Here is a 22,104-nt window from a genome sequence, read left to right on the forward strand (position 1 = left end):
AATGTAAGAATCATAAAAAAAGAGTCAGTCTCATTATTGAGACTGACTCTTTTGCGTAATTAGTTTAAAACTTTTACTGTAACTGTTTTACGTCCCCAGTTACTTGATGTGCCTTTATCTGGCATTAAAACGTCGATTTTATTTCCTTTAATAGCTCCACCAGTATCACCAGCGATTGCTACTCCGTAACCTTCAACCCATACTTTTGAACCTAATGGAATGACACTTGGATCAACTGCAATTAGTTTCATGTTTGGATTAGCTGTTAAGTTATGACCCATAGCTGATTTTACTTGGTCGCCTGCTTTATAACCATTTTCAAGTGGATCTGCTGTGTAAGCTGTTGCTACAACACGTAATTCACGAGAAGATGATGGTGCATTTGTTTCAGTTTCTTTTACAACAGGTTGTTGTGTAGCTGGTTTTTGAGCTTTAGCTGCCTCTTGAGCTTTAGCTGCCTCTTGAGCTTTAGCCGCTGCTTGAGCTTCAGCTGCTGCTTGAGCTTTAGCTGCTTCACGAGCTTTAGCTGCCTCTTGAGCTTTAGCCGCTGCTTGAGCTTCAGCTGCTTCTTGAGCTTTAGCTGCTTCACGAGCTTTAGCTGCTTCTTGAGCCTTAGCTTCTGCTTGAGCTTCAGCTGCTGCCTGAGCTTGAGCAGAAGCTTGAGCTTTAGCTGCTTCACGAGCTTTAGCCGCTTCTTGAGCTTTAGCTTCTGCTTGAGCTTCAGCTGCTTCACGAGCTTTAGTTGCCTCTTGAGCTTTAGCTTTTGCTTGCGTTTCAGCTACTTCACGAGCTTTAGTTGCTTCCACTGCTTTAGCTGTATCTTGAACTTTAGTTGTTTTTTCTACTTTAACTGCTGGTTGAACTTTAACTGGAGCTTTACCTGTTAAGTAAGGAACATGAACATAAGCTGTTTTTCCGTTATATTCAAATTGAATCCAGTCATTTTGTACTTGGTGTGTTGTTTCAATTACATCATCTTGTTTCAATTTACCAAGAATTTCTGAGTCTGTGTTTGCACCAGCACGTACGTTTAATACGTTTGCTGTTACGTAGTAAGTGTCTTTTGTATAGTCAGCGCTAATGAAAGCTTCTTTACCGCTGTTTAATTTCACTTTTGACCATCCGTTTTCTGTATGTAAAACGTTAACTTTATATCCATCTAATAACTTTCCGACAACTTGTGATTCAGTAGTTGGGTTTTCTCGTACGTTTAGTACGTCAGTTGTTACAATCGTTTCTGCTTTAGCAGATGTTGTGAAAATCCCAAGACCAAAAACCGCTGCTGTTGCTATACCCATAATTTTTTTCATAATAGCCTCCATTGCATTTGTTTTCGTTGACCTCATTATAGCAACCATTATTTTCTTATTTGCGGAAAACACAAAACTACAAAGCATTCGTAACGGGTCATTAATATTCTGTAATAATTCCAGTAATATCCTAAAAGCGCTTTCTTATAGTTGTTAGGGGAGGTTAGAGCATGTGATACATAAAAATGAGAGTATTTCAATTTCTAATGGATTAATAATGTTTCTGTAGTATTACGTAATTGTTTCTTAATCGTTACAAAAACGACGTTTTTTGCTGTTGGAACGGGAGATTAGTTATGTAAAAATAACTATTTTAGTTGTGGAGAAATATAAATGAGGTGAAAATCAATGAAATATCGCCATAATTGTTACAAAATAAGTCGAGGTATGGAAAAAATTACGCCTTGATTTTAATCTTTCACATATTATTTTTGCAATAATAGGATTCTATAATAGCTTTAGTACGCTAAAATAATTAAAGGTGTTTATAACGTGAAACATATATAATAGAAGAAACACGATTCAATAGATAAAGTGAAACTTTAATCAGTGGTTTTTTTTTCATCCCCCACTGATTATTAGTTGAACCAATCGGACTTTTATGGGCAGTTGATCCCCCACCTAAATTCTTTGCTTTCGCTGAATTTTGAGGTGGGGGTCTTACTGCCCATTAAAGCGGGATAAATAAAAAGCGTAGGAGTGTAAACTCCTACGCTTTTTATTTATTCATATCGTAAACATTCAATTGGATCTAGTTTTGCAGCTTTGTTAGCTGGTAGTAGACCGAATATAATACCGATTAACATGGAGATACCTACTGCAAGAAGTCCAAGTTCTTTTGAGACAACGAGTGGCCATCCGGCAAAGATGGAGACGATCCAAGCGAAGAAGATACCGAGCATGAATCCGATGAAACCACCGAGTCCTGTTAAAATACAAGATTCAATTAAGAATTGTGTTAATACTTTACCGCGCGTTGCACCAAGTGCTTTACGAATACCAATCTCACGTGTACGTTCTGTTACAGATACAAGCATGATATTCATTACACCGATACCACCAACAAGTAAGGAGATCGCAGCAATACCACCGAATACCATTTTCATCATACCGATAGATTCGTCTAATTGCTTCGTAAATTCACCTAAATCTTGTGCTTCGAATTTGTGCTCAAATTTAGGAGCTTTCATTTCGTTTAACACAGAAACGGCTTGTTTTTCTACACTTTTACGTTCTGTTGGAGAGGTCATTGTTAATCTTACAGAGTCATACTCATTTACTCCTGAAATGACAGGCGCGTTTTCAAGTGACGTATAACCTTCAGGCATAGGCATTCCGAAGTCGTTTTTCGTTTCGTATACACCGACTATTTTATACGGCTTTCCTTTTATATCTGTGTATTGATTTGATTCCCAACCACTAAATAATTTGTTGAAAGCTTCTTCATTTAATATAACAGCAGGGATTGCTTGGTTTAATTCGCTGTCGTTTAATTCACGACCGTGAACTAATTTTATTTTCGAATCTGTCATAAAGGCGCCTGTTCCACCTTTTAAATCAAGATTTACATCTTTTGAACCAGCAGATGCTTTTACTTTCATACTTACATCTGGATACACATCTTTAACGCCTGGTACGGTTTGAAGACGGTTTAGCATATCAGGTGTGATTTTGGCACTATCTGTTCCATAGTCAGGATTGTTGTAGTAAATGGTTATTTCATTATCTTTTCCTTGGCCTAATTCTTCTTTAAACTTTGCATTTGTACCATCACCCATTGAAATGATAGTAATAATGGCACTAATACCGATAATAATTCCTAGCATCGTTAAGATAGAACGCATTTTGTGGGCAAAGATAGAGGAAAGGGCCATGCGTATATTTTCACTCGTATTCAAAATTAACCTCTCCAATCTTGGACGATATTTCCGTCACGAATTACAATTTGACGTGCTGCAGCTTCCCCAATTTCACGATCGTGGGTAATCATAATGATTGTTGAGCCTTGTTTGTTTAATTCGTAAAAGAGGTCCATAATTTGTGTACTTGTTTTCGTATCAAGTGCCCCCGTCGGTTCATCGGCTAAAATGAATTTTGGATTATTTACGATTGCACGTGCAACTGCGACACGCTGTTTTTGTCCACCTGACAATTCGTTCGGCAGGTGAGTAGCGCGATCAGCTAAACCTACTTTTGTTAAAGCGGCTAATGAGCGCTCACGTCTTTCTTTTTTATCAACTCCAGCGTAAATAAGAGGTAGCTCTACATTTTGAAGTGCTGTAAGTCTCGGTAATAACATGAAGTTTTGGAATACGAATCCGATCTCTTTATTACGAACGCGTGCAAGTTCTGTTTCAGACATGTTTGAAATATTTTGACCAGCTAGTTCATACGCGCCTGTCGTCGGTTTATCTAAGCAACCGATAATGTTCATTAATGTTGATTTACCAGAACCAGATGGTCCCATAATAGAAGTGAATTCTCCCTGGTTCAGTGTTACGTCAATGCCGTGTAATATTTGAACGGATTCTGCACCATTTTGGAAAGATTTCGTGATGCCTTTTAAGTTAATCATTCAACGACAACCTCCATACCATCTTTTAAGTCTTTTTCAGGTTTAGAGATAATTTGTTCTCCTTTTTTCACTCCAGAAACTTTTGCTTCGCTATCTGTTTCGAATTCAACAGTAACCGCTTGTTCTTTCGCTTTACCGTCTTTTATAACGAAGACAACATTTTTGTCACCTTTTTTCACAATGCTGCTTTTCGGAACAATTGTGCCAGTTGCTTCGCCAGATCTACTTGTTACGTAAACGTGGAAGCCGTTTTGTAATTCTTCACTATTGTCTAATGTGACAGTGAATTGATAGTTAGAAACTGTTTTGTTTTCGTCCATGCTCTTTAATGGTGTAGAACCGATTTCTGTTACTTTTCCTGTCCAAGTCTTACCAGCAACCGTTTTTGATGAAACAGTTACTTCTTGCCCAACTTTCATACTAGCAAGCTCATATTCAGAAAGTTGACCTTTTACTTTAAATGGACCAGCGTGACGAAGTGTAATGCCGCTCATACCTGTTTTTTCATCAGCAATTTTTACGATGTCATCAATTACGCCATCAGTAGGGCTCGTTACAGAAAGTGTGTTTACTTTCTCTTTTGCTGCTTTAATCATTTCATCAGATTTTTCAACTTCAAACTTTTTCATTTCAAGTTGTGATTCTAATTGTTGTACTTCGATTTCTGATGCTTTTAATGCTTCAGCAGGAAGGCCTGCATTTTTATCTTTTTGTAATTTTTGTTTCGCTGCATCAATTTGTTTTTGGAACAATGTTACTTCTTTTTGTGCGATTTTCTTTTGCATTTCTGCTTCTGTTACACCTTGTTTCGCAGTTGGGTCATTATATTTAAAAAGGAGTTGACCTTTTTTTACTTCATCACCTTTTTTTACAGCTAATTCATACGTACCTTTTGTTGGATCAAATGAAATTGTTTCGATGCCGTTTGGAATGACTTCACCGCCAAATTTTTGCGCGTTTTCAATTTGTTTTTCTGTTACTTTATATCCGCTATATGCCATTGCTACTTCTGAACCACCGCCACCAGCAAATGCAAAATATGATCCAGCTGCAATTCCGATTGCTACTACACTAGTAATTAACACTTTATTTTTCTTCTTCATCTATTTATCACCTTTTCGTTCGTTTTAGTATCTACATTTAGTATAAAAGAGGTGAAGAATCTGACAAATCGTTTTAGCTTACAATAACCTTACAGTTTTGTAAGGTATGAATATGTAAATGTAAGGTAGAGCTTGTCCAAGTGTGAGCAAATGAATTGACTCGTCGTTTTTTTCTTACAATAATATTGTATGAAAGAGAGGAGGAGGGAAGATGGAAGCTTATTTTAGTGCGCATCCATTAAAACCATTTATTCCATACTCAAGGCAACACGTCCTTATATTATTTATTATGTTGGTGGGGATATTTTTTCTGTATCAATACCAAGATGTATTACGGCAAAGTGAGTGGAATATAACGGTTCGATATGCGATTGCATTTTTATTTATTGGAAGTGAAATTGGACTTCATATGTGGGAATGGAAAGCAGGGATTTTTGAACTAGCCACTTCATTACCATTTGAGCTATGTACGATTAGTTTATTGTTAGCGTCGATTATGATTGTAACGAAAAGTTACCGCATATATGAGATTGTATTTTTTACAGGAATTATCGGTGCATCACAAGCTATTTTAACGCCGAACGTGCAATATGCTTTTCCGCATTTTCGCTTTATAGAATTCTTCGTTGCACATATATTACTCATTTGGGCACCACTCTTTATGACGTGGGTAGAAGGATATAGACCGACTTTGCAATCAATTAAGCGTACGATGATATTTTTAAACATAATAATTCCAATCGTCTCTTGTGTGAACTACAAAACAGGAGGCAATTATATGTTTTTAGCTCGTAAGCCAGAAACTGCTTCATTACTCGATATGTTAGGGCCGCATCCTTACTATATTATTTCATTAGAAATAGCTGCGCTTATTGGATGTTTTATTTTGTATATGCCATTTGTGAAAAGAGAAGGGCATGCGCATAAAGAATCACTAGGATCATAAACTAGTGATTTTTTTATAAGAATATTTACAATTCAGAAAATTAAGAATAAAATTAGAGGGTAAATTATATAAAGAGAGAAGGGAAAACGTGGTCAAAAAAGTTTTTCTGAATGGGATGGAAGTGACGGTTCAATTTATTATTTCGATTTTGGGTATTATTTGTTTAGGGGCATTGCCGAAATTGTTTTACGGATTTGAGTTGCATGCATCAGAGTACATACAGAGTTTAAAAGAAGTGTTTGTGAACTTAATGGATATTTCCAATTTGCAATATGTGAGAGGGAAATTTTTATTTCCGCAGTTGTTCGTCCATTATAAAGAAACGATTATTATTTTTTTGGCTGCTTTTTTCATTTCATTATTTGTAGCATTTTGTATTGTTTATGTCATTATGAGTAGTTCACCACGTATACAACATCGTATTAAATCATTTCTTATCTTCCTAGAATCTATTCCAGATATTCTTCTTATTTTAGTATCACAAATATTAGTTGTATGGTTTTTTAAAAGAACAGGTTTTTTACCTTTTCAAATTGCGTCAATTGGGGGCGAGTCGATTAGAGGATTGCCAATATTTTGTTTGAGTATACCGACTACGATTCTGTTTGTAAAAATGTTAGTGCTTCGTTTTGAAAATGAGCTAGAAAAAGATTATGTACTATTTGCTAAGGCGAAAGGGTTGAATCGTTTTCATATTTTAAATCGTCATGTTTTACGAAATGTGTTGCTTAGTACACTTTTCTTTGCGAAAACGAATATCTTTTTTATGTTATCAAATTTATATATTATAGAATGGATTTTTAATACGGGTGGTATTTTTATGTTTTTGAAATCGTATGAAGGTATTAGGGTAGAAGTTTTTATCGTTAGTGTGCTGCTTATTTATATTCCGATTTTTATTTTGTTTAAGTTGTTTCATTATTTCATTCCAGCTGCGATGAAGGAGAGACTATAATATGTGGACGTATATAAAACGCGATAAAAGATTTTGGATAAGCATTGGTTTTCTTCTCCTATTAGTTCTTTTGAGCATCGGAAATACGATATGGAATGATGGACATATTAGACAAGTTACATTGCAATATGATGCGGATGAAAATCCACAAGTACCACCGTTTTCACCTTCATTACAATTTTTACTTGGGACCGATCGGAAAGGGTACGACCTGTTACATTTAGTCATTGAAGGCGCAAAGTGGACGATTGGTATATCTATTTTAATTGCGGCACTTAGAATGGTAATAGGTGTGTTTTTCGGTGTTGTGCTTGGAACATATGTAAAAAGAGGGTTTTCGAAAATCGAGGCTTTTTTTGATAGTTTTACAGTTATTCCAACAGTTATGATTGCGTATTTCTTTCTTCACTTTGCAAATACATTTGGGAGTGGAGAGGAAACAACAACTTTTTTTGAAAGGGCTTCGTTTCAAGTTTTATTACTTGTCATGCTTGTGATGCCAGTTATTGCATTGTATGTTGCGAAGGAAGTTCGCAAATTGAGAACCGAAGAATTTATTGAAGCTGCGTGCATATTAGGTGGATCAAGAAAGCACATTGTTATAAAACATATTTTTCCGCATCTTTATATGACGTTTATACTTGTATTTTTCCAGCAGTTTACGCAAACTCTTACTATTTTACTGCACTTAGGATTACTGGAAATATTCTTTGGTGGAACGGTTAAGTTTTTAGGACCGATAGAAGAAATAGAGTCATACACACATGAATGGTCAGGTTTAATTGGAGTCTATTTTAGATCATTAACAGTTCATCCGTGGATTCCGCTCGTTCCCATTACATTTTTTGGACTTACTATTTTTTCAGGAAATATGATTGTAAAAAGTATAGAAGAGGCGATGATGAAAGTAAGGTTAGGAGGAGAGATAAAGAAGGATGTTGTAGAAGAGGAACAATCTGCTGTGCAGTCAAAAGAAGAGTTATTTACTTTTAAACATACGATGTGAAGAGCCTAGGAAACTAGGTTCTTTTATTTTGTTATATTACAATATCGTAAGAGAGATGTAATGAAAATCGATAGGGGAGAAATACAATTTCGTATACACTTCATGTATAGAGAAATGCGAGAGCGGGTGAAGGTATACGATGGATTTTTTAGAAGTATCAAAACGTAGTATAAAACGAAATATGAAAGATTATTTTCTATACTTTATTTCATTAGTAGGCAGCATTATTATTTATTTTACATTCGTATCGATTAAACGAAATGAAAGTGTAGTAGCTCTTTTAAAAGAGTCGGATAAAGTGGAAACGACATTTACGTTTGCACAAATATTGTTAATTATCTTTTTAACGATATTTATTTTTTATTGTAATAGCTTCTTTTTACGAAAGAAGAAAAAAGAAATTGCGCTATACAGTTTATTAGGTATCCGTAAAGAAGAAATTGCGAAGTTACTTTTTTATGAAACGTTATTAGTTGGTGCTGCGGCAAGTGTGTTAGGTATTCTTGCTGGTTTATTTATAGCGAATATGTGCGCAGGGCTTCTTGTGAAGTTAATGGGAAGTGCGTTTACTTTTACATTTACGATTTCATTTTTATCTATAGTAGAAGTTCTTATAACGATAGGTGCAATTTTCTTTATTGCATCATGGAAAAGTAAAAAGTTAATTTATGAGCATCGTTTAGTTGAATTATTATATGGTGAAAATCAAAAAGAAGAGGCACCTACGTATTCAAGTAAGAAGGCAAAGCGAGCGATTGTTTTATTAATTACAGGTTATATCATTGCGCTACTTACACAAGTTTTTGGGTTTGGAGCCATTTTTATTACAGGTCTACTGATTTTTGGTTGTATAGTAAAAGGTACGTTTTTACTATTTGAGCAATATACAGTGAAAGCACTCCATAAAATAAAAGAAGATAAAACGAAATATTGGAATGGAACGAACATTTTATCGATTTCTTCATTGTTCTTCAGAATAAAAGGAAACGTAAAGATGCTTGCGCTATTATCTTTATTAAGTGCGGTAACATTATGTACCATTGGAATTAGTTCTAGTATGTATTATGGCGCGCAGAAAACGGCGGCATTAATGAATCCAGTTAGTTATGAATATGTAACAACTGGAAAGGAATTAGATAAGAAGGTTAGAGAAAAAATTCAAAAACATGAGTTAGCGATTAAAAATGAAACGTCTGTAGCGATGCTCTCTATGCAAGGGAAGATAGATGGAGAACAAATATTAACTGGGTACTTAATAGGTAATGGCAATGTACAAATGATAAAAGTGACAGATTATAATAAATCAGCTTCTAAGTTAGGTAACAAACAAGTTATTCTCGGTTCTGAAAAGGAAGTTGTTTTATTAGATCCGTATAAGTCGTATAACATAGAAAAGAATTCGCTTGAAGGAAATAATGTGTCCTTTGAAGGGATGAAGAGTGGTTTAACAATCGTTGATCACCGCGAAGAAACAGTTGTTAGTGTGAAACTTGCACCAGTGGGGCTTGTTGTTCGAGATTCGTTATTTAATAAGTTGCAGAAAGGAAAGGATGTTTCAACAGTTAGTGGATTTATCGTTGAAGGAAATGGTAATAGCGAACTAACGAAAGAGCTAGGGACAATCATTCCTAAAGAAGCGAAATTCCAATCATTTGAAGAGGCGAGTCAATCTGAATTGCAAGATGGTGCAGTGTTATTATTTGCTAGTGTATTTTTAGGGATTGTCTTTATTTTGGCAACGGGTTGTATTTTATACTTTAAACAAATAACAGAAGCGATGGCAGAGCGACCAGCGTACGGAATGTTAAAGAAAATTGGACTAACGAAAAAGGAAGCAACAGAGTCTGTAAGAAAGCAAGTAGGGGCGATATTCATAGTACCATTACTCCTTGCGATTTGTCATACATTCTTTGCATTTTTAAGTTTGATGGGCTTTACAGGTATGTTTGAATATAGTCTTCCTTTACTAGGCAGTATAGGCGTGTATATCATCATTTACTTTGGTTACTATATGTTAACGGTACGTTCGTACACAAATACTGTATGTAGCGATAGAAAATAAAAAAAGGAGCAAGCATGGATTTCATGCTTGCTTCTTTTTATTTTGTAGAAACTTCACCTTCAGCTTCTGCTTGCGGAATATAGTATCCGATTATGCCACCGATGATTGCTGGAATAATCCAGCCGATTCCTAAGTTGTAAAAAGGAATGGTGTGTACGATGTTAGCGATAAAGTTTGGTATCATTTCCACATTATCAAGTGCATGAACACAGCTAATAATGAATGCTGCAATCATTGCTCCGATGTAGACAGAAGGTTTACGTTTCGTATATTTATCAATAAATGATACGAAAATTAAAATGATTGTAATTGGATACAAAATGATTAATACAGGTAATGTAATTTTTATTAGTAAGCTTAATCCTAAGTTTGAAATAACGAAGCTAAAGATACAAACGTATAGTACAAGCTTCTTATATGAAACGTTTGTAAGTACTGTTGCGAAATAATTGGCGAATGCACTTACAACACCAATTGCTGTCGTTAAACAAGCAAAGATAATGGCGATGCTTAATAAAACATTACCGCTTGTCCCAAAGAATTGGTACATAACAGTAGCTAATAGTTGACCACCGTTTTCGAATTGTCCTATATTGCCGTTTGAAGCGCCAATATAACCGAGTAAGAAATAAACAATTGTTAAGAATAGAGCTGCGATACTTCCGCAAATAATTGTATATTTTGCAATCGATTTCTTCTCTTGTATACCGTTTTGACGAATTGCATTTACAACAATTGTTGATAATACGAGTGCTCCAATTGCATCTAACGTTAAAAATCCTTCAAGAAATCCTTTGAAAAATGGAATTTCTTTATAGTCACCAACAGGTTCTGCAAACGTTCCTGGTGAAAGAATCGCTTTTGTTGCCATAATTGCAATAATTCCAAGTAAAATTGGCGTTAATATTTTTCCGATATGATCCACTAATTTTGATGGATTTAATGATAAGAAGTAGACGACTGCAAAGAAAATTGCACTAAAGACTAACATAGAGTACCATTGGTCCGGGAAAAGTGGTGCAATCCCAATTTCATAAGATACAGATCCAGTTCGTGGAATAACAAATAGTGGGCCGATTGAAAGATAAATAATGATAGCGAATATTGCTGCGAATTTTGGATGAACACGGCTTGCTAACGTATTAAAACTACCACCGGCAAGGGCAACAGCGACGATAGCAAGTAAAGATAAACCGACGTCTGTAATAATAAATCCTGTAATGGAAATCCACATATTTTCTCCGGAAGAAAGACCGAGAAGGGGCGGGAAAATCATATTACCAGCACCGAAGAAAACCGCGAATAGTAATAAACTAATCGAAAGTATTTGCGCTGGTTTTAAAGTTGTACGCATATAAAGAAAATCCTCCTAATGAGTGTTTTTGTCGAAAATTCAAATAATTTGTCGAGTAACTGTTACTATTTTAAAGGTCTGATGACTAGAAAGCAATAGGGAATTTTGAAAATATTAAAAAATAATGCATTAAATCGAATAAATATACTATTTATATCTTTAATAGGAAGGATTTAACTTTTAACGTAAAAAAACACATATCGCTAGGATACGTGTATTAAAAATAAATTTTTCGATCGCGTTCTTCTTTTAAAATTTCTACAGCTTCTCGGAAACGTTGTGAATGGACAATTTCTCGTTCACGTAAAAATCGTAAGCTGTCATTTATGTCAGGATCGTCAGATAAATCAATGAGCCATTGATAAGTTGCTCTTGCTTTCTCTTCAGCAGCAATATCTTCATATAAATCTGCGATAGGGTCTCCTTTTGCTTGAATATAAGTAGCAGTAAAAGGAACGCCACCAGCATTATGATAAAACAAAGCACTATCATGATTAGCGTACTGTGTGTCTAATCCAGCAGCTTTCATTTGCTCTGGTGTTGCATCTTTTGTTAATTTATAAATCATTGTCGCAATCATTTCTAGATGCGCGAATTCTTCGGTGCCAATGTCGGTTAGTAAGCCAACGACTTTGTCAGGAATTGTATAGCGTTGATTTAAGTAGCGAAGAGCAGCAGCAAGTTCGCCGTCCGCACCGCCATACTGTTCAACTAATAATTTGGCGAGTGCCGGATTACAAGTACTCACTTTAACTGGATATTGTAATTTCTTTTCATAAATCCACATAGTTTCTCTCCTTTATATTTGCCATGGCCAAGGTCCTTTGCTCCATTCCCATGGAGCGTTAGAATAACTATTTCCAAACTGCTGAAGCGGCCCGTATTTTTCTTCGATTTTTTGTTGTAATACTCTTCGTTTATAAGAAAAATCATTGAATTGATTTATAGCGGCAGTATCGTCGGGGTGCGTATCTAAATAGAGGGTAAGTTCGACTAATACAAAGTCTAGTTCTTGTAGTTCTTCAATCCATTTGTAATATTCATCAGGCAATGTTTGTGTCACGTTTTTATTCACCGTCCTTTTTTGTAAGGATTTTCATAAAAATCATAAAAAGCAGGCCATAGGGTTCCTTTTCTTAAAGCTTCTTTTGGTGGGAATTGTGGTAAGTTAGGTGGTTGAAAGCCCATAAATAAGTGTGGGGGAGTTGAGTAATATTTCTTTCCAATTGGAGGGCAAGGGTCGTTTGGGCCATGAAAAGGTATGTAAGATCTCATAAATTTATCCATGTTACACGCCTCCTTTATAAATGAAATATTCATCACTACGTATTGTATTCGTACATAATTGTAAATTATGACTCATATAGAAAACTAAAAGGGGCAGGGGGAGTGTGGATGGAAAGCGTTACAACATGTATTGTATTAGAATCTAAAAACTTAAAGGAAACATTATATTTTTATGAAGGAATTCTAGGGTTTAAACCGAGCAAGGAGAGGCCACAGATACGTGTAACAGGTGTGTGGTATGATATCGATTCAACGAGAATTTGTTTTGTTGTAAATCGCCTTTTAGGTGGGCCAGAGAAGGATGTTAAAGATTCATACGAGGTTTTAACATTTACGATTTCTAACATAGAGAAGTTGAAAAAGAAGCTAGCATTTTATGAAATTTTATATACAGAAAATGAATGTGCAAAGAGTATTGTAGTAAAAGACCCAGATGGATATAAACTTGAAGTGATAGAAAAGGATGAATAGATGGAGGGGTTTGGTGGAGAGAAATTATGAAGAAAGTGCGTTGTTTGAGCATCAATTTTGGCTAAAGGTGCTGAGTGATCATGCCCAGTTTTTACTTGATGCGTTAGCTCCGAAGGAAAAAGAGGATATAAAAAAAGCTACTTACTTTGTTGAAACATTTACGAATCTGTTAAATAAAGTTCAGAATGTGAATCTGATGGCATTTTCAAAAGAGGCAGAACAAGCTGCTAAGGAGATTCGGACGTTTAAATTAAATATTATACAGAAGCAGTTAGAAGGGAAAATTACCATTCATTTTACACCAACTTTTATTAATCATATGGTAAATGAAGTAGAGGAGTATATAACGGTGTTAGAATTTTTAAAGAAGGGGGAAGTTCCACCAGTTTTTCATGAATTACATTATCATCTCGTGTGGTTAACCGATGCAGCTGGTCATGCAGGCTCTATTTCTAGTGGGTTAGATCTTGTTGAAAAAAGGCTGAAAGAGAAGAGTGAGGAATTTACGAAGCACTTTGAACAATTTTATTTGAAGGCAGTTGAAATGACTGGGTATTTACGAACAGAGCTACATCATTTTCCTGCATTAAAGAAGTTTACAAAAGATGTTTCGCTTGAACTAAAATTATTTTCACATTTTTTACATGAAGTTGAAGAATTGGAATTATCAAATGAAATATTAAGTTCACTATCAGCGAGAATGGCAGATCATATGGCAAGAGAGGAATGTTATTACGTATTAAAGTTGGCACAATCGTCTGGAATTGAAATGCCGAAATGTAATCCGCTTTAAAGAACAAGAGGCCAATTTCATTTGGCCTCTTGTTCTTTGTTATTTCCTTTTTTTATTTTTGCTTGCTCAATACTTGCCTGTAATGTCTCCATAATATTGATGATGTTTGGGGCTGGAGAGATTGTTTCGGTTTTTTCCTGTTGTTCAATTTTATTTTCGATTAATTCGGTAAGAGCTTCTTTATACTCATCTGTATACATTTCTTGTTCAAAAGGATTTGTAAGGTGGTGGATTAGATTGATTGCTGCGGTGAGTTCTTGTTTTTGGATAGGATAAATTTCGTTACTTGGTAAGTTAGGTGTTTTTGTTATATCGCGAATTTCATTAGGATAGTGGATGGTTTGTAACATCAGTCCATCTTCAAAGTTACGGATAATAGCTAAATGTTGTTTTTTTCTAATAGAGATATGAATAAGCCCAAGTTTATTTGTACGGTCAAGAGCTTCTTTTAATAATAAATATGATTTTTCATGTCCTGGGGTAGGGCCTATAAAATAAGAGCGGTCATAAAGAACAGACTCGATTTCGTTATTTTGGACAAAAGATATAATCCGAATGGATCGTGGTTCGTGATTTTTTTGCAACGCAGCTAATTCTTCTTCATCAATAATGATATATTTATGAGGTGCATATTCATAGGCTTTTACAATATCTTTATCATCAATTTCTTCATTCGTACAATCAGGGGCAAATTTTTTATATTTAATAGGTGTTAAGCATTCTTTATGGAGACTTAAAAACTTTATATCGTTTTCTTCTACGGCGCTATATAGTTTGATTCCTATATTTAATAATCCGAGTGAAAGAGCACCTTTCCATACTTATTCTTTTAAATGAAATTTCTCCTTTCATTTAAAAGAATAAGTATGTATATTATGAGATAGTAAGAAATTTCCTATACGTTTTTTGTTTTTTAGTGAAGAGTAAGCGGAAGAGCTTTGGATATAAAATATATTGACAAGCCCTTCGAAATATTTTAATGTGATTGTATAAAATTGTGTATATAAAGGGGAGTAACTTATTACAGTAAAGTCGTCATTACAGGGAGAAACCCTCGGCTTTATTGGCAACGTTTCGTTGTTAGTGAGACCTTTACCAGCAATGGTAAAGGCCCCTTATTGTCTTTTTGAGGACCCTTACCATATTTGGTAGGGTCCTTTTCGTATACAAAGAGAGGAGAAATAAAAATGAAAAAACTTATTAGTAGATTAAGAGTTGTATTTCATGTTCGCCGTTTCGTTCCATTCCTATTTGACTTTTTTACTTCAAAAGAGGTTTCAATAAAGAAGAAAATTTTATCTGTTGCTTTTTTAGTTGGGTATGTAGCGATGCCGCTTGATTTCATTCCAGACTTCTTGCCGTTTATCGGTATTTTAGATGATATTGGAATTGTGTTATTTATTTTGAACCGAATTGTAAAGATGGCGCCAGTGCAATTACAAGAAAAGCATAATGTAAACGTAGGATAGGAGTTAAAAATATGGAGCAAATGATTTTAGATATAATCGAGTTTTTAAAGCAGTTTTCTTATTTTGGAGTTGTACTAGCATTAACGTTTGAATTTATTCCAGCAGAAGTTGTTTTGCCCATGGTTGGATATTGGGTATACGAGGGTGATATGAATTTTTGGTTAGCTGTATTAGCTGGGACACTTGGCGGAACGACAGGACCATTAACGTTATACGCACTCGGTTATTACGGTGGCCGTCCTCTATTAATAAAGTACGGGAAATACTTCTTTATTAAAGAAGAACAAATTCAAAAAGCAGATGATTTCTTTGAGAAATATGGACCAGTTGTAGCGTTTGTTGGACGCTTTGTGCCAGGAGTTCGAACGCTTATTTCTGTTCCATGTGGTATGGCAAAAATGAACATATGGAAATTTAGTATATATACATTTGTAGCAATGTTCCCGTTAACGACTTTATATGTCTATTTTGGAATGAAATTAGGTCCGCATTGGGAAAAGGCTGCGGATGTTGTTGGACAATATATGCTACCGATATTACTAGTCATAGTTATTGTTGTAGGTGGTATTTTAATCTATAAATTTATGAAAAAAAGAAACAGAACGGAATCTATCTAGACATTAGTGCAGGAGTCGTCTTATTTTTTGAAAATAGATGAATAGTACAGGCAAAAGACTCTGAAGGACATACACATATAGGGAATATAAAAGAGAGAGGGGAAACAACTATGTCTTGTGAGTGCTCAGGGTCAGCATTAACTTGTTGTCCAGATAAAAATTATGTACAAGATAAAGTGTGTAGTCCGTGGTCTGCTACTGTAGTTGCAACAGCAATTGATAATGTTCTTTATACAAATAATATTAACCAAAACGTAGTTGGTACTGGTTTTGTTAAATATGATGTTGGTCCAGGTCCAATTACTGTAGAAGCGCTTGATTCTGCTGGGGCTGCAATTGATACACAAACATTAAACCCAGGAACGAGTATTGCTTTTACGTATCGCCGATTTGATAGTATACAAGTTGTGTTACCTGCAACACCTGCTGGAACGTATCAGGGAGAATTTTGTATTACAACACGTTATCCACTTTCATAGCAGAATAGGAGAGGATCAAAATGGGAATGAGAAGTTCCAGTTTGTCTTGTTGTTCTAATAAAACACTTGTGCAAGATCAAGTATGTACAGACTGGTCTATTACAGGTGCTGGTACTCAAATTGTATATACGAATAATATTACACAAGAAGTATATGGTTCAGGTTACGTGAAATATGATGTAGGGGCGGCTCCGATTACAGTTGATTTTTTAGTAGGTGCAACAGTAGTTGACACAATTACTGTACAACCACAAAGTAGTGGTACTTTCACTGTCCGATATTTTACGACTGTTCGAATTACTACGACAGGAACAACTGTTAATCAAGGAGAGTTTTGTATTACTGTACGTTATCCTATTTCATAAAAAAGCATACCATAAATGGTATGCTTTTTTTTATGGAGAAAGTAATGAAATTGGTATTCTATAAGCAACATGTAAATTGGCAACAGTACTTGCCTTCTAAATATAGTGAAGGATTACTTTGTATATTAATAATACTGACTGATTGCAAGTCTTTTCCTGTGTAAGATATCGTATTGCCGGGAAACACAGTAAAAATATTGGTTACTGCTCCAACGATTTGAATTGTAATTGCTTCTGTGCTGCTAGTACTATTGTAAACCGAGACAGTACCTGATATAAGTAGTATCCCATCACTTTGCCACAGTATCATTGATTGTAGTGCATCTTTGGTAGAGGGGATGGTGTTGTTAGTTATGAGGAAATTCCCTGCAAATTCATTTGTTACTCGCTCACAACTTGGATTTGGAGGAGGGGGCGGTGGACAAGGGTCTGGACAAATAATAGATAAAGGAGCGAAACAGCCAATGTTTTTTTTATTCTTCAATACAACCCCTCCTTTTTAAGTTGTCTTTTACTACTATTAAATGTAGAAGCATGGCCGATGTGTTAAGAAAAGAAGAAAATTTTAAAAATTAAGATTGTCTAATAGGCTTAAACCTTAACTTATCATTATTGTTATAGAAAAGATTATATGTGAATAGTCATAGGAAAAGAATGATCAGACTCTTTTAGACAAAAGGTGGTTGTATATAAGTACGGGGAATGTTGGACTTAACCTCTAATTAACTGTATATTTACAAAAATCTAATAAAATTCATTTGTTATTTAAACGACATTAACATGTTTTAGATAAAATAGCCCTTGTAATGAATCAATTATTATGAGGAGGATTCACGTGGAAAGAACAGCTTTACGAAAAGTAAAAGGTCTTATTGGATTATTAATGGTTTTTGTATTAGCATTCGTATCATTTCCGTGGAGTACATCAATCAAAGCGGAAGAGAAGAAGCAAGAAAAGGCACCAAGTGAAAAGAAGATCGTTTTTCCAGTTGTAAGTGATGTACATATTAAAAATAGTGGAACGGATGATACGTTTCGCTGGAAACGAGCGATTGAACAGCTCAATACGCTTGCACCAAAGCAAGATGCGTTTGTTATCGTAGGTGATTTCACAGATACAGGGTCACTGCAGCAATATGATCGTTTCATGCAAGTATACAATGAAAATGCAAATAAAGATGCAGTACGCATGAATTCTCTAGGAAACCATGATTATTGGAACGGTTTATCTGTAGAGGGAGCGCAGAAGCGTTTCTTAGAAAAAACAGGAATGGAATCGATTTATTATCATAAAGTGGTGAAAGGGTATCACTTTCTTGTTATGTCTCCAGAGAACGGGACAACTCATGGATATTATTCAGATAAGCAAATTAATTGGTTAAAAGAAGAGATGACGAAAGCACAAAAAGATGACCCAGAAAAACCGATTTTCGTATTTTTACATCAACACATTAAAGAGACAGTATACGGTAGTCATGAATGGGGAACACAAGATAGTGCAAAAATTAATGAGGTATTAAAACAGTACCCACAAGTTATTACGTTTTCTGGCCATTCACACTATCCGTTAGATGACCCAAGATCGATTCATCAAAAAGATTTTACATCAGTTGGTACATCTTCTGTAAGCTATATGGAAGTTGAAGGTGGTAAAGTACAAGGGAATATCCCACCAGGAGCAAGTACGTTAAGTCAAGGTTTATTAGTAGAAGTAGATGATAAAGAAGTAACGATTAATCGACGCGATTTCCATACAAATTCTTGGACAGGCGAACCGTGGAAAATTCAGTTGCCATCAAAGAAAGAAACATTTACACATGTCGAAGATCGTGATAAAGAAAAGCCTAACTTTGCAAAAGATGCAAAGTTATCAGTATCAAATGTAACAGAAAATGCAGCGACAGTAACATTCATGCAAGCATTGGACAATCTCCTTGTTCATTCTTATCGTGTACAAGCTAGAGATAAGCAAACGGGTGAAATAAAGAATAAATTGTTGGCATTCTCAGAGTTTTATCGTGACCCAGTGCCGAAAGAACTGACATTTACACTGGCAGGATTAGATGGTGGGAAAACATATACACTTGAAGTCGTTGCGATTGATTCATTTGGCAATGAAAGTGTACAGCCGTTAACAGCAGAAATCACTACGAAAAAAGATAATATTGATCCGAATGTAAAAGTACCAAAGGCAGACGTCTTTGATGTGAATTTTTTAGATGGTACATTTAAAGATAACTCATCGTTTGGAACGAAAGGCGATGTAAAAGGGAATGTATCTATTGCATACGATAAAGCTTTAAAAACAAATGTAATGAAATTGAATGGACAAGCCAATACATTTGGATACCTTCCGTTTTCAGCAGCACAAAAAGAGAAAGTAGCAAATACGTTTACGTTAGAAACTGTATTTTCAATGAATCAAATCCGTGGACAAGGTATTTTGCAAAATACAGAGAGTGGCGGAATTGGTTTTGAGTCTACAGGAAGTGGCTATGTAGAATTATGGGCTCATATTGGTGGAAGTTATAAACGTGTCGGTGTTCAATTAGAGGCAAACAAAACGTATCATTTAACAGGAACGTATAACGGAAGTGAAGTAGCAATTTACGTAGATGGTAAAAAAGTAAATAGCCAACCAGCTAAAGGGAAAGTGTCTCATCCGAACGTACCATTTGCACTTGGGGCAGACCCTGATAGTAATGGGAATGGTGGTATTCCGTTAAATGGACAAATTGCGCTTGCGAAATTATATAGTAAAGCGTTAAGTTCTTCAGAAGTATTAGCAGCGTATAATGAGTTTTCTAATCGTACAAAGTTAGAAGAAGTAAACGCGTTACATGAAGAGCTTGGAAAAGTAAAAGAAGTGTTAGCTGGTACGTATGAGTTTGGTGACAAACCAGGTCAATATTCAAAAGAAGCTTTTCAAGAATTAGAGAAAAGCTATAACACTGCAAAGCAAGCATTTGAAAATGTAGGAAGTACTGGAGAGCAAATCGTTCAAACATATAACGAATTAAAAACAGCCAATGTAACATTTGTACAATCAAAAGTGGCAGAAGAACAGCCGAAAACACCGAAAGAAAAATTACAAATCAATATTGAATCTGCAAAATCGGTAGTGAAAAAAGCACAAGCTGCAAATGTAACGGACGGTTCAGTGAAATCATTGAGTCAAAAAATTACAGTGGCAGAATCTGTGTTAAAAGATGCGAAAGTAAAAGATGCACAAGTAGAAACGATGAATCGTACGGTAGAATATGCGATTTCACTCGTTGAAAAAAGCATAAACAAATAAGAGAGAAGAAAAAGAAGCTTATCATGATAGGCTTCTTTTTTGTTATACTAAAAGTAGCATAGAATGAAGGAGCGAATAATTTGGAAGAGAAAAAGCTGAAAAGAATTCTTGAATATGTATGGATCGCGGTTGTGCTCCTTGTAGGATATTATTTCTTAAAAGAAAAAAGTATATGGGTTCTATTTTTAATGACGTTTTTATTAGCGGGTTTAGGCACGTTATTTATTAACTTCTTCTTTGATAGTTTAAATGCATGGAAGAAGAAAAAGAAGGGAACGAAGTAAAGGAGGGAATATATGCAAAAGTGGAAGCTACTATATCAGGTGATTATTTTCTTAGTGCTTGTTGGTATTGGAATTATTAAATACGCAACGCCAATAGGAAATTGGGCATCGTTTACAGCTTGCATCGGCATATTTTTCATTTTACAATCGTTAACGAAAAAATATAATAGTACAGAAAAATAGCTCGCCGTTTTACCGGCGAGCTATTTTGTTATGCTTTTTTCTGTCCATCATTTGTTTTTTCAGTAGCTAAATGACTATGTTTTCTAGAGTAGAAGAAATAGAAGCATAAGCCGACTATAAGCCAAGCTATAAAGCTAATCCACGTCGTTTTAGATAAATTAACCATCAAATATAAACAGCAAAGAATTGCGACAACTGGTAATACAGGTACGAAAGGTGTCCGGAATCCGCGTTTTAAGTCAGGGTGTGTTTTTCGTAAAATAAGTACCGCGCAGCAAACGAATGTAAAGGCTGTTAACGTACCGATGTTCACTAAATTAGCTAATACGTGTAGATCTAAAAGTCCTGCTAATAAAGCGGCAACAACACCAGTGATCCATGTGTTTAATAAAGGGATTTTTACTCTTTTATTTACACGTGATAGCGCTTTTGGAAGTAGACCGTCGCGGCTCATCGCATAAGAAACGCGAACTTGTCCATACATAACGACTAGGAGAACGGTTGTCATTCCAGTCATCGCTCCAACAGCGAGTAGTCCAGCAATTGTATCTTCGCCAACGAAATGTAAGGCAAATGCAACTGGATCAGAAACGTCTAATTGTGTATACGGAACCATTCCTGTTAAAACGAAAGATACAATCATATATAAGACAGTACAAATAAGAAGGGAACCGATAATACCAATTGGCAAATCACGCTGTGGCTTTTTCGTTTCTTCCGCCGCGGTTGCAATTGCATCAAAGCCTAAAAAGGCGAAGAATACAGTGGCAGCCCCAGTAATAATACCGTCGTATCCGAATGGAATGAACGGCGTCCAATTTTCAGGTTTTACATATTTCGCGCCTGCTAGGATAAAGGCGATAATAACAGCTAATTTGATAAGAACCATAATATTATTAATGCGTGCGCTTTCGCGTATACCGAAACTTAATAGACCAGTAATGAGTAGTAAAATACAAACAGCTGGTAAATCGATAAGACCACCTTTTCCTACGCCAGGTGCCGAGGCGATTATGGCGGGCAGATGGATGTTAAATCCTTGTAGTAAAGATTGTAAATAACCAGACCAACCGACAGCTACTGCCGCGACTGCAAGTAAATATTCGAGCATTAAACACCAGCCGACGATGAAGGCGACGACTTCTCCGACTGTCATGTATGCGTAAGTATACACACTTCCTGAGACAGGAATAGAAGAAGCAAATTCGGCATAGCAAAAGGCTACACAAGCACAAGTAAATGCAGCAATAAGGAATGATAACATAATACCAGGACCAGAATGTTTCGCTGCGACAATACCTGTTAATACAAAAATCCCTGTCCCAATTACGGCGCCAATTCCTAAAAACGTTAAATCAAGTGCAGTTAATGTTCTATCTAACTGCCGTGGTGATTCAGTACTAAGCGCTTTTTTTCGTAATAATGACTTCACTTTGGACTCTCCCCCGTTTTTTCATTTCCATAACTGCGAATATAGTAGGAGCCCAATAGAAAAGAGTATGTAAGTAAATGGAGGTACAGTTATGGTATATGGTTTTTAAAATTGC

23 protein-coding genes and 1 pseudogene are annotated in these 22,104 nt (G+C 35.5%); 13 read left to right on the top strand and 11 right to left on the bottom strand.

The annotated features are described in order from the left end of the window. Positions 1 to 59 precede the first annotated feature (59 nt). From entC to F8162_RS15765, 4 genes are all read right to left on the bottom strand, one after another. Positions 60 to 1,433 (bottom strand): cell wall-binding protein EntC, encoded by a 1,374-nt coding sequence (entC, locus tag F8162_RS15750; RefSeq protein WP_151631570.1) that lies wholly within the window; start codon positions 1,431 to 1,433, stop codon positions 60 to 62. A 599-nt stretch (positions 1,434 to 2,032) separates the two neighbouring features. Then, on the bottom strand, positions 2,033 to 3,184 hold the full coding sequence (locus tag F8162_RS15755; RefSeq protein ID WP_406517277.1) for an ABC transporter permease: 1,152 nt from the start codon (positions 3,182 to 3,184) through the stop codon (positions 2,033 to 2,035). A 26-nt stretch (positions 3,185 to 3,210) separates the two neighbouring features. Further along, positions 3,211 to 3,885 carry an ABC transporter ATP-binding protein gene (locus F8162_RS15760; protein ID WP_000609098.1) on the bottom strand — a complete coding sequence of 225 codons (675 nt, stop codon included), beginning with the start codon at positions 3,883 to 3,885 and terminating at the stop codon, positions 3,211 to 3,213. Next, entirely contained in the window at positions 3,882 to 4,988 is a 1,107-nt protein-coding gene (locus tag F8162_RS15765; protein ID WP_151631569.1) for an efflux RND transporter periplasmic adaptor subunit, read from the bottom strand. Before F8162_RS15765 ends, F8162_RS15760 begins: the two co-directional genes overlap by 4 nt. Positions 4,989 to 5,199: 211 nt before the next feature. Between F8162_RS15765 and F8162_RS15770 the strand changes: the two genes are divergently transcribed. The 4 genes from F8162_RS15770 to F8162_RS15785 all read left to right on the top strand — a co-directional run bounded on the left by F8162_RS15770 (position 5,200) and on the right by F8162_RS15785 (position 9,957). Further along, on the top strand, positions 5,200 to 5,934 hold the full coding sequence (locus F8162_RS15770; RefSeq protein ID WP_151631568.1) for a TIGR02206 family membrane protein: 735 nt from the start codon (positions 5,200 to 5,202) through the stop codon (positions 5,932 to 5,934). Between the two features lie 88 nt (positions 5,935 to 6,022). Beyond that, positions 6,023 to 6,889: an ABC transporter permease subunit gene (locus tag F8162_RS15775; RefSeq protein WP_151631567.1), complete on the top strand. Its 867-nt coding sequence runs from the start codon at positions 6,023 to 6,025 to the stop codon at positions 6,887 to 6,889. Position 6,890: 1 nt separating this feature from the next. Beyond that, entirely contained in the window at positions 6,891 to 7,895 is a 1,005-nt protein-coding gene (locus F8162_RS15780) for an ABC transporter permease (RefSeq protein WP_151631566.1), read from the top strand. 139 nt (positions 7,896 to 8,034) lie between these two features. Then, positions 8,035 to 9,957 carry an FtsX-like permease family protein gene (locus tag F8162_RS15785; protein ID WP_151631565.1) on the top strand — a complete coding sequence of 641 codons (1,923 nt, stop codon included), beginning with the start codon at positions 8,035 to 8,037 and terminating at the stop codon, positions 9,955 to 9,957. Positions 9,958 to 9,994: 37 nt separating this feature from the next. On the opposite strand, the gene brnQ2 is transcribed toward F8162_RS15785, so the two are convergent. From brnQ2 to F8162_RS15805, 4 genes are all read right to left on the bottom strand, one after another. After that, the gene (gene brnQ2 / locus F8162_RS15790) at positions 9,995 to 11,311 is read right to left on the bottom strand and encodes a branched-chain amino acid transport system II carrier protein BrnQ2 (protein WP_151631564.1); all 1,317 of its coding nucleotides are present in this window, start codon (positions 11,309 to 11,311) and stop codon (positions 9,995 to 9,997) included. 217 nt (positions 11,312 to 11,528) lie between these two features. Continuing rightward, positions 11,529 to 12,098, bottom strand: coding sequence for a spore coat protein CotJC (gene cotJC, locus F8162_RS15795; RefSeq protein WP_151631563.1), 570 nt, complete (start codon positions 12,096 to 12,098; stop codon positions 11,529 to 11,531). 12 nt (positions 12,099 to 12,110) lie between these two features. Beyond that, the gene (locus F8162_RS15800) at positions 12,111 to 12,374 is read right to left on the bottom strand and encodes a spore coat protein CotJB (RefSeq protein ID WP_136699588.1); all 264 of its coding nucleotides are present in this window, start codon (positions 12,372 to 12,374) and stop codon (positions 12,111 to 12,113) included. A gap of 8 nt (positions 12,375 to 12,382) precedes the next feature. Next, on the bottom strand, positions 12,383 to 12,598 hold the full coding sequence (locus tag F8162_RS15805; protein WP_098662787.1) for a spore coat associated protein CotJA: 216 nt from the start codon (positions 12,596 to 12,598) through the stop codon (positions 12,383 to 12,385). Between the two features lie 108 nt (positions 12,599 to 12,706). On the opposite strand from F8162_RS15805, the gene F8162_RS15810 reads away from it, so the two are divergent. Further along, entirely contained in the window at positions 12,707 to 13,069 is a 363-nt protein-coding gene (locus F8162_RS15810; protein ID WP_151631562.1) for a VOC family protein, read from the top strand. Between the two features lie 13 nt (positions 13,070 to 13,082). Next, positions 13,083 to 13,862, top strand: coding sequence for a DUF2935 domain-containing protein (locus F8162_RS15815; RefSeq protein WP_151631561.1), 780 nt, complete (start codon positions 13,083 to 13,085; stop codon positions 13,860 to 13,862). 17 nt (positions 13,863 to 13,879) lie between these two features. On the opposite strand, the pseudogene F8162_RS15820 reads toward F8162_RS15815, so the two are convergent. Continuing rightward, positions 13,880 to 14,683 (bottom strand): annotated as a pseudogene (locus F8162_RS15820) (Ku protein); the annotation flags it as partial. A 366-nt stretch (positions 14,684 to 15,049) separates the two neighbouring features. On the opposite strand from F8162_RS15820, the gene F8162_RS15825 reads away from it, so the two are divergent. The 4 genes from F8162_RS15825 (at position 15,050) to F8162_RS15840 (ending at position 16,792) form a co-directional block, all read left to right on the top strand. Further along, positions 15,050 to 15,331: a YkvA family protein gene (locus F8162_RS15825; protein ID WP_000733849.1), complete on the top strand. Its 282-nt coding sequence runs from the start codon at positions 15,050 to 15,052 to the stop codon at positions 15,329 to 15,331. Between the two features lie 11 nt (positions 15,332 to 15,342). Beyond that, positions 15,343 to 15,948 (top strand): DedA family protein, encoded by a 606-nt coding sequence (locus tag F8162_RS15830; RefSeq protein ID WP_151631559.1) that lies wholly within the window; start codon positions 15,343 to 15,345, stop codon positions 15,946 to 15,948. A 110-nt stretch (positions 15,949 to 16,058) separates the two neighbouring features. Beyond that, positions 16,059 to 16,427, top strand: coding sequence for a DUF3992 domain-containing protein (locus tag F8162_RS15835; RefSeq protein ID WP_151631558.1), 369 nt, complete (start codon positions 16,059 to 16,061; stop codon positions 16,425 to 16,427). Between the two features lie 20 nt (positions 16,428 to 16,447). After that, the gene (locus F8162_RS15840; protein ID WP_000525812.1) at positions 16,448 to 16,792 is read left to right on the top strand and encodes a DUF3992 domain-containing protein; all 345 of its coding nucleotides are present in this window, start codon (positions 16,448 to 16,450) and stop codon (positions 16,790 to 16,792) included. A 58-nt stretch (positions 16,793 to 16,850) separates the two neighbouring features. On the opposite strand, the gene F8162_RS15845 is transcribed toward F8162_RS15840, so the two are convergent. Continuing rightward, positions 16,851 to 17,276 carry an S-Ena type endospore appendage gene (locus F8162_RS15845; protein WP_078184515.1) on the bottom strand — a complete coding sequence of 142 codons (426 nt, stop codon included), beginning with the start codon at positions 17,274 to 17,276 and terminating at the stop codon, positions 16,851 to 16,853. Between the two features lie 351 nt (positions 17,277 to 17,627). On the opposite strand from F8162_RS15845, the gene F8162_RS15850 reads away from it, so the two are divergent. The 3 genes from F8162_RS15850 (at position 17,628) to F8162_RS28740 (ending at position 20,557) form a co-directional block, all read left to right on the top strand. Further along, on the top strand, positions 17,628 to 20,090 hold the full coding sequence (locus F8162_RS15850; RefSeq protein ID WP_151631557.1) for a LamG-like jellyroll fold domain-containing protein: 2,463 nt from the start codon (positions 17,628 to 17,630) through the stop codon (positions 20,088 to 20,090). 80 nt (positions 20,091 to 20,170) lie between these two features. Next, positions 20,171 to 20,374 (top strand): hypothetical protein, encoded by a 204-nt coding sequence (locus F8162_RS15855; protein WP_000391504.1) that lies wholly within the window; start codon positions 20,171 to 20,173, stop codon positions 20,372 to 20,374. A gap of 12 nt (positions 20,375 to 20,386) precedes the next feature. Beyond that, complete coding sequence (locus tag F8162_RS28740; RefSeq protein ID WP_192797632.1) at positions 20,387 to 20,557, top strand: hypothetical protein; 171 nt, start codon at positions 20,387 to 20,389, stop codon at positions 20,555 to 20,557. 28 nt (positions 20,558 to 20,585) lie between these two features. Here the strand turns inward: F8162_RS28740 and F8162_RS15860 are convergent, their stop codons facing one another. Continuing rightward, positions 20,586 to 21,989, bottom strand: a complete 1,404-nt coding sequence (locus F8162_RS15860; protein ID WP_151631556.1) for an amino acid permease — start codon at positions 21,987 to 21,989, stop codon at positions 20,586 to 20,588. Between the last annotated feature and the right edge of the window lie 115 nt (positions 21,990 to 22,104).

This window comes from Bacillus sp. CH140a_4T (assembly GCF_008923725.1).
GTDB lineage: Bacteria > Bacillota > Bacilli > Bacillales > Bacillaceae_G > Bacillus_A.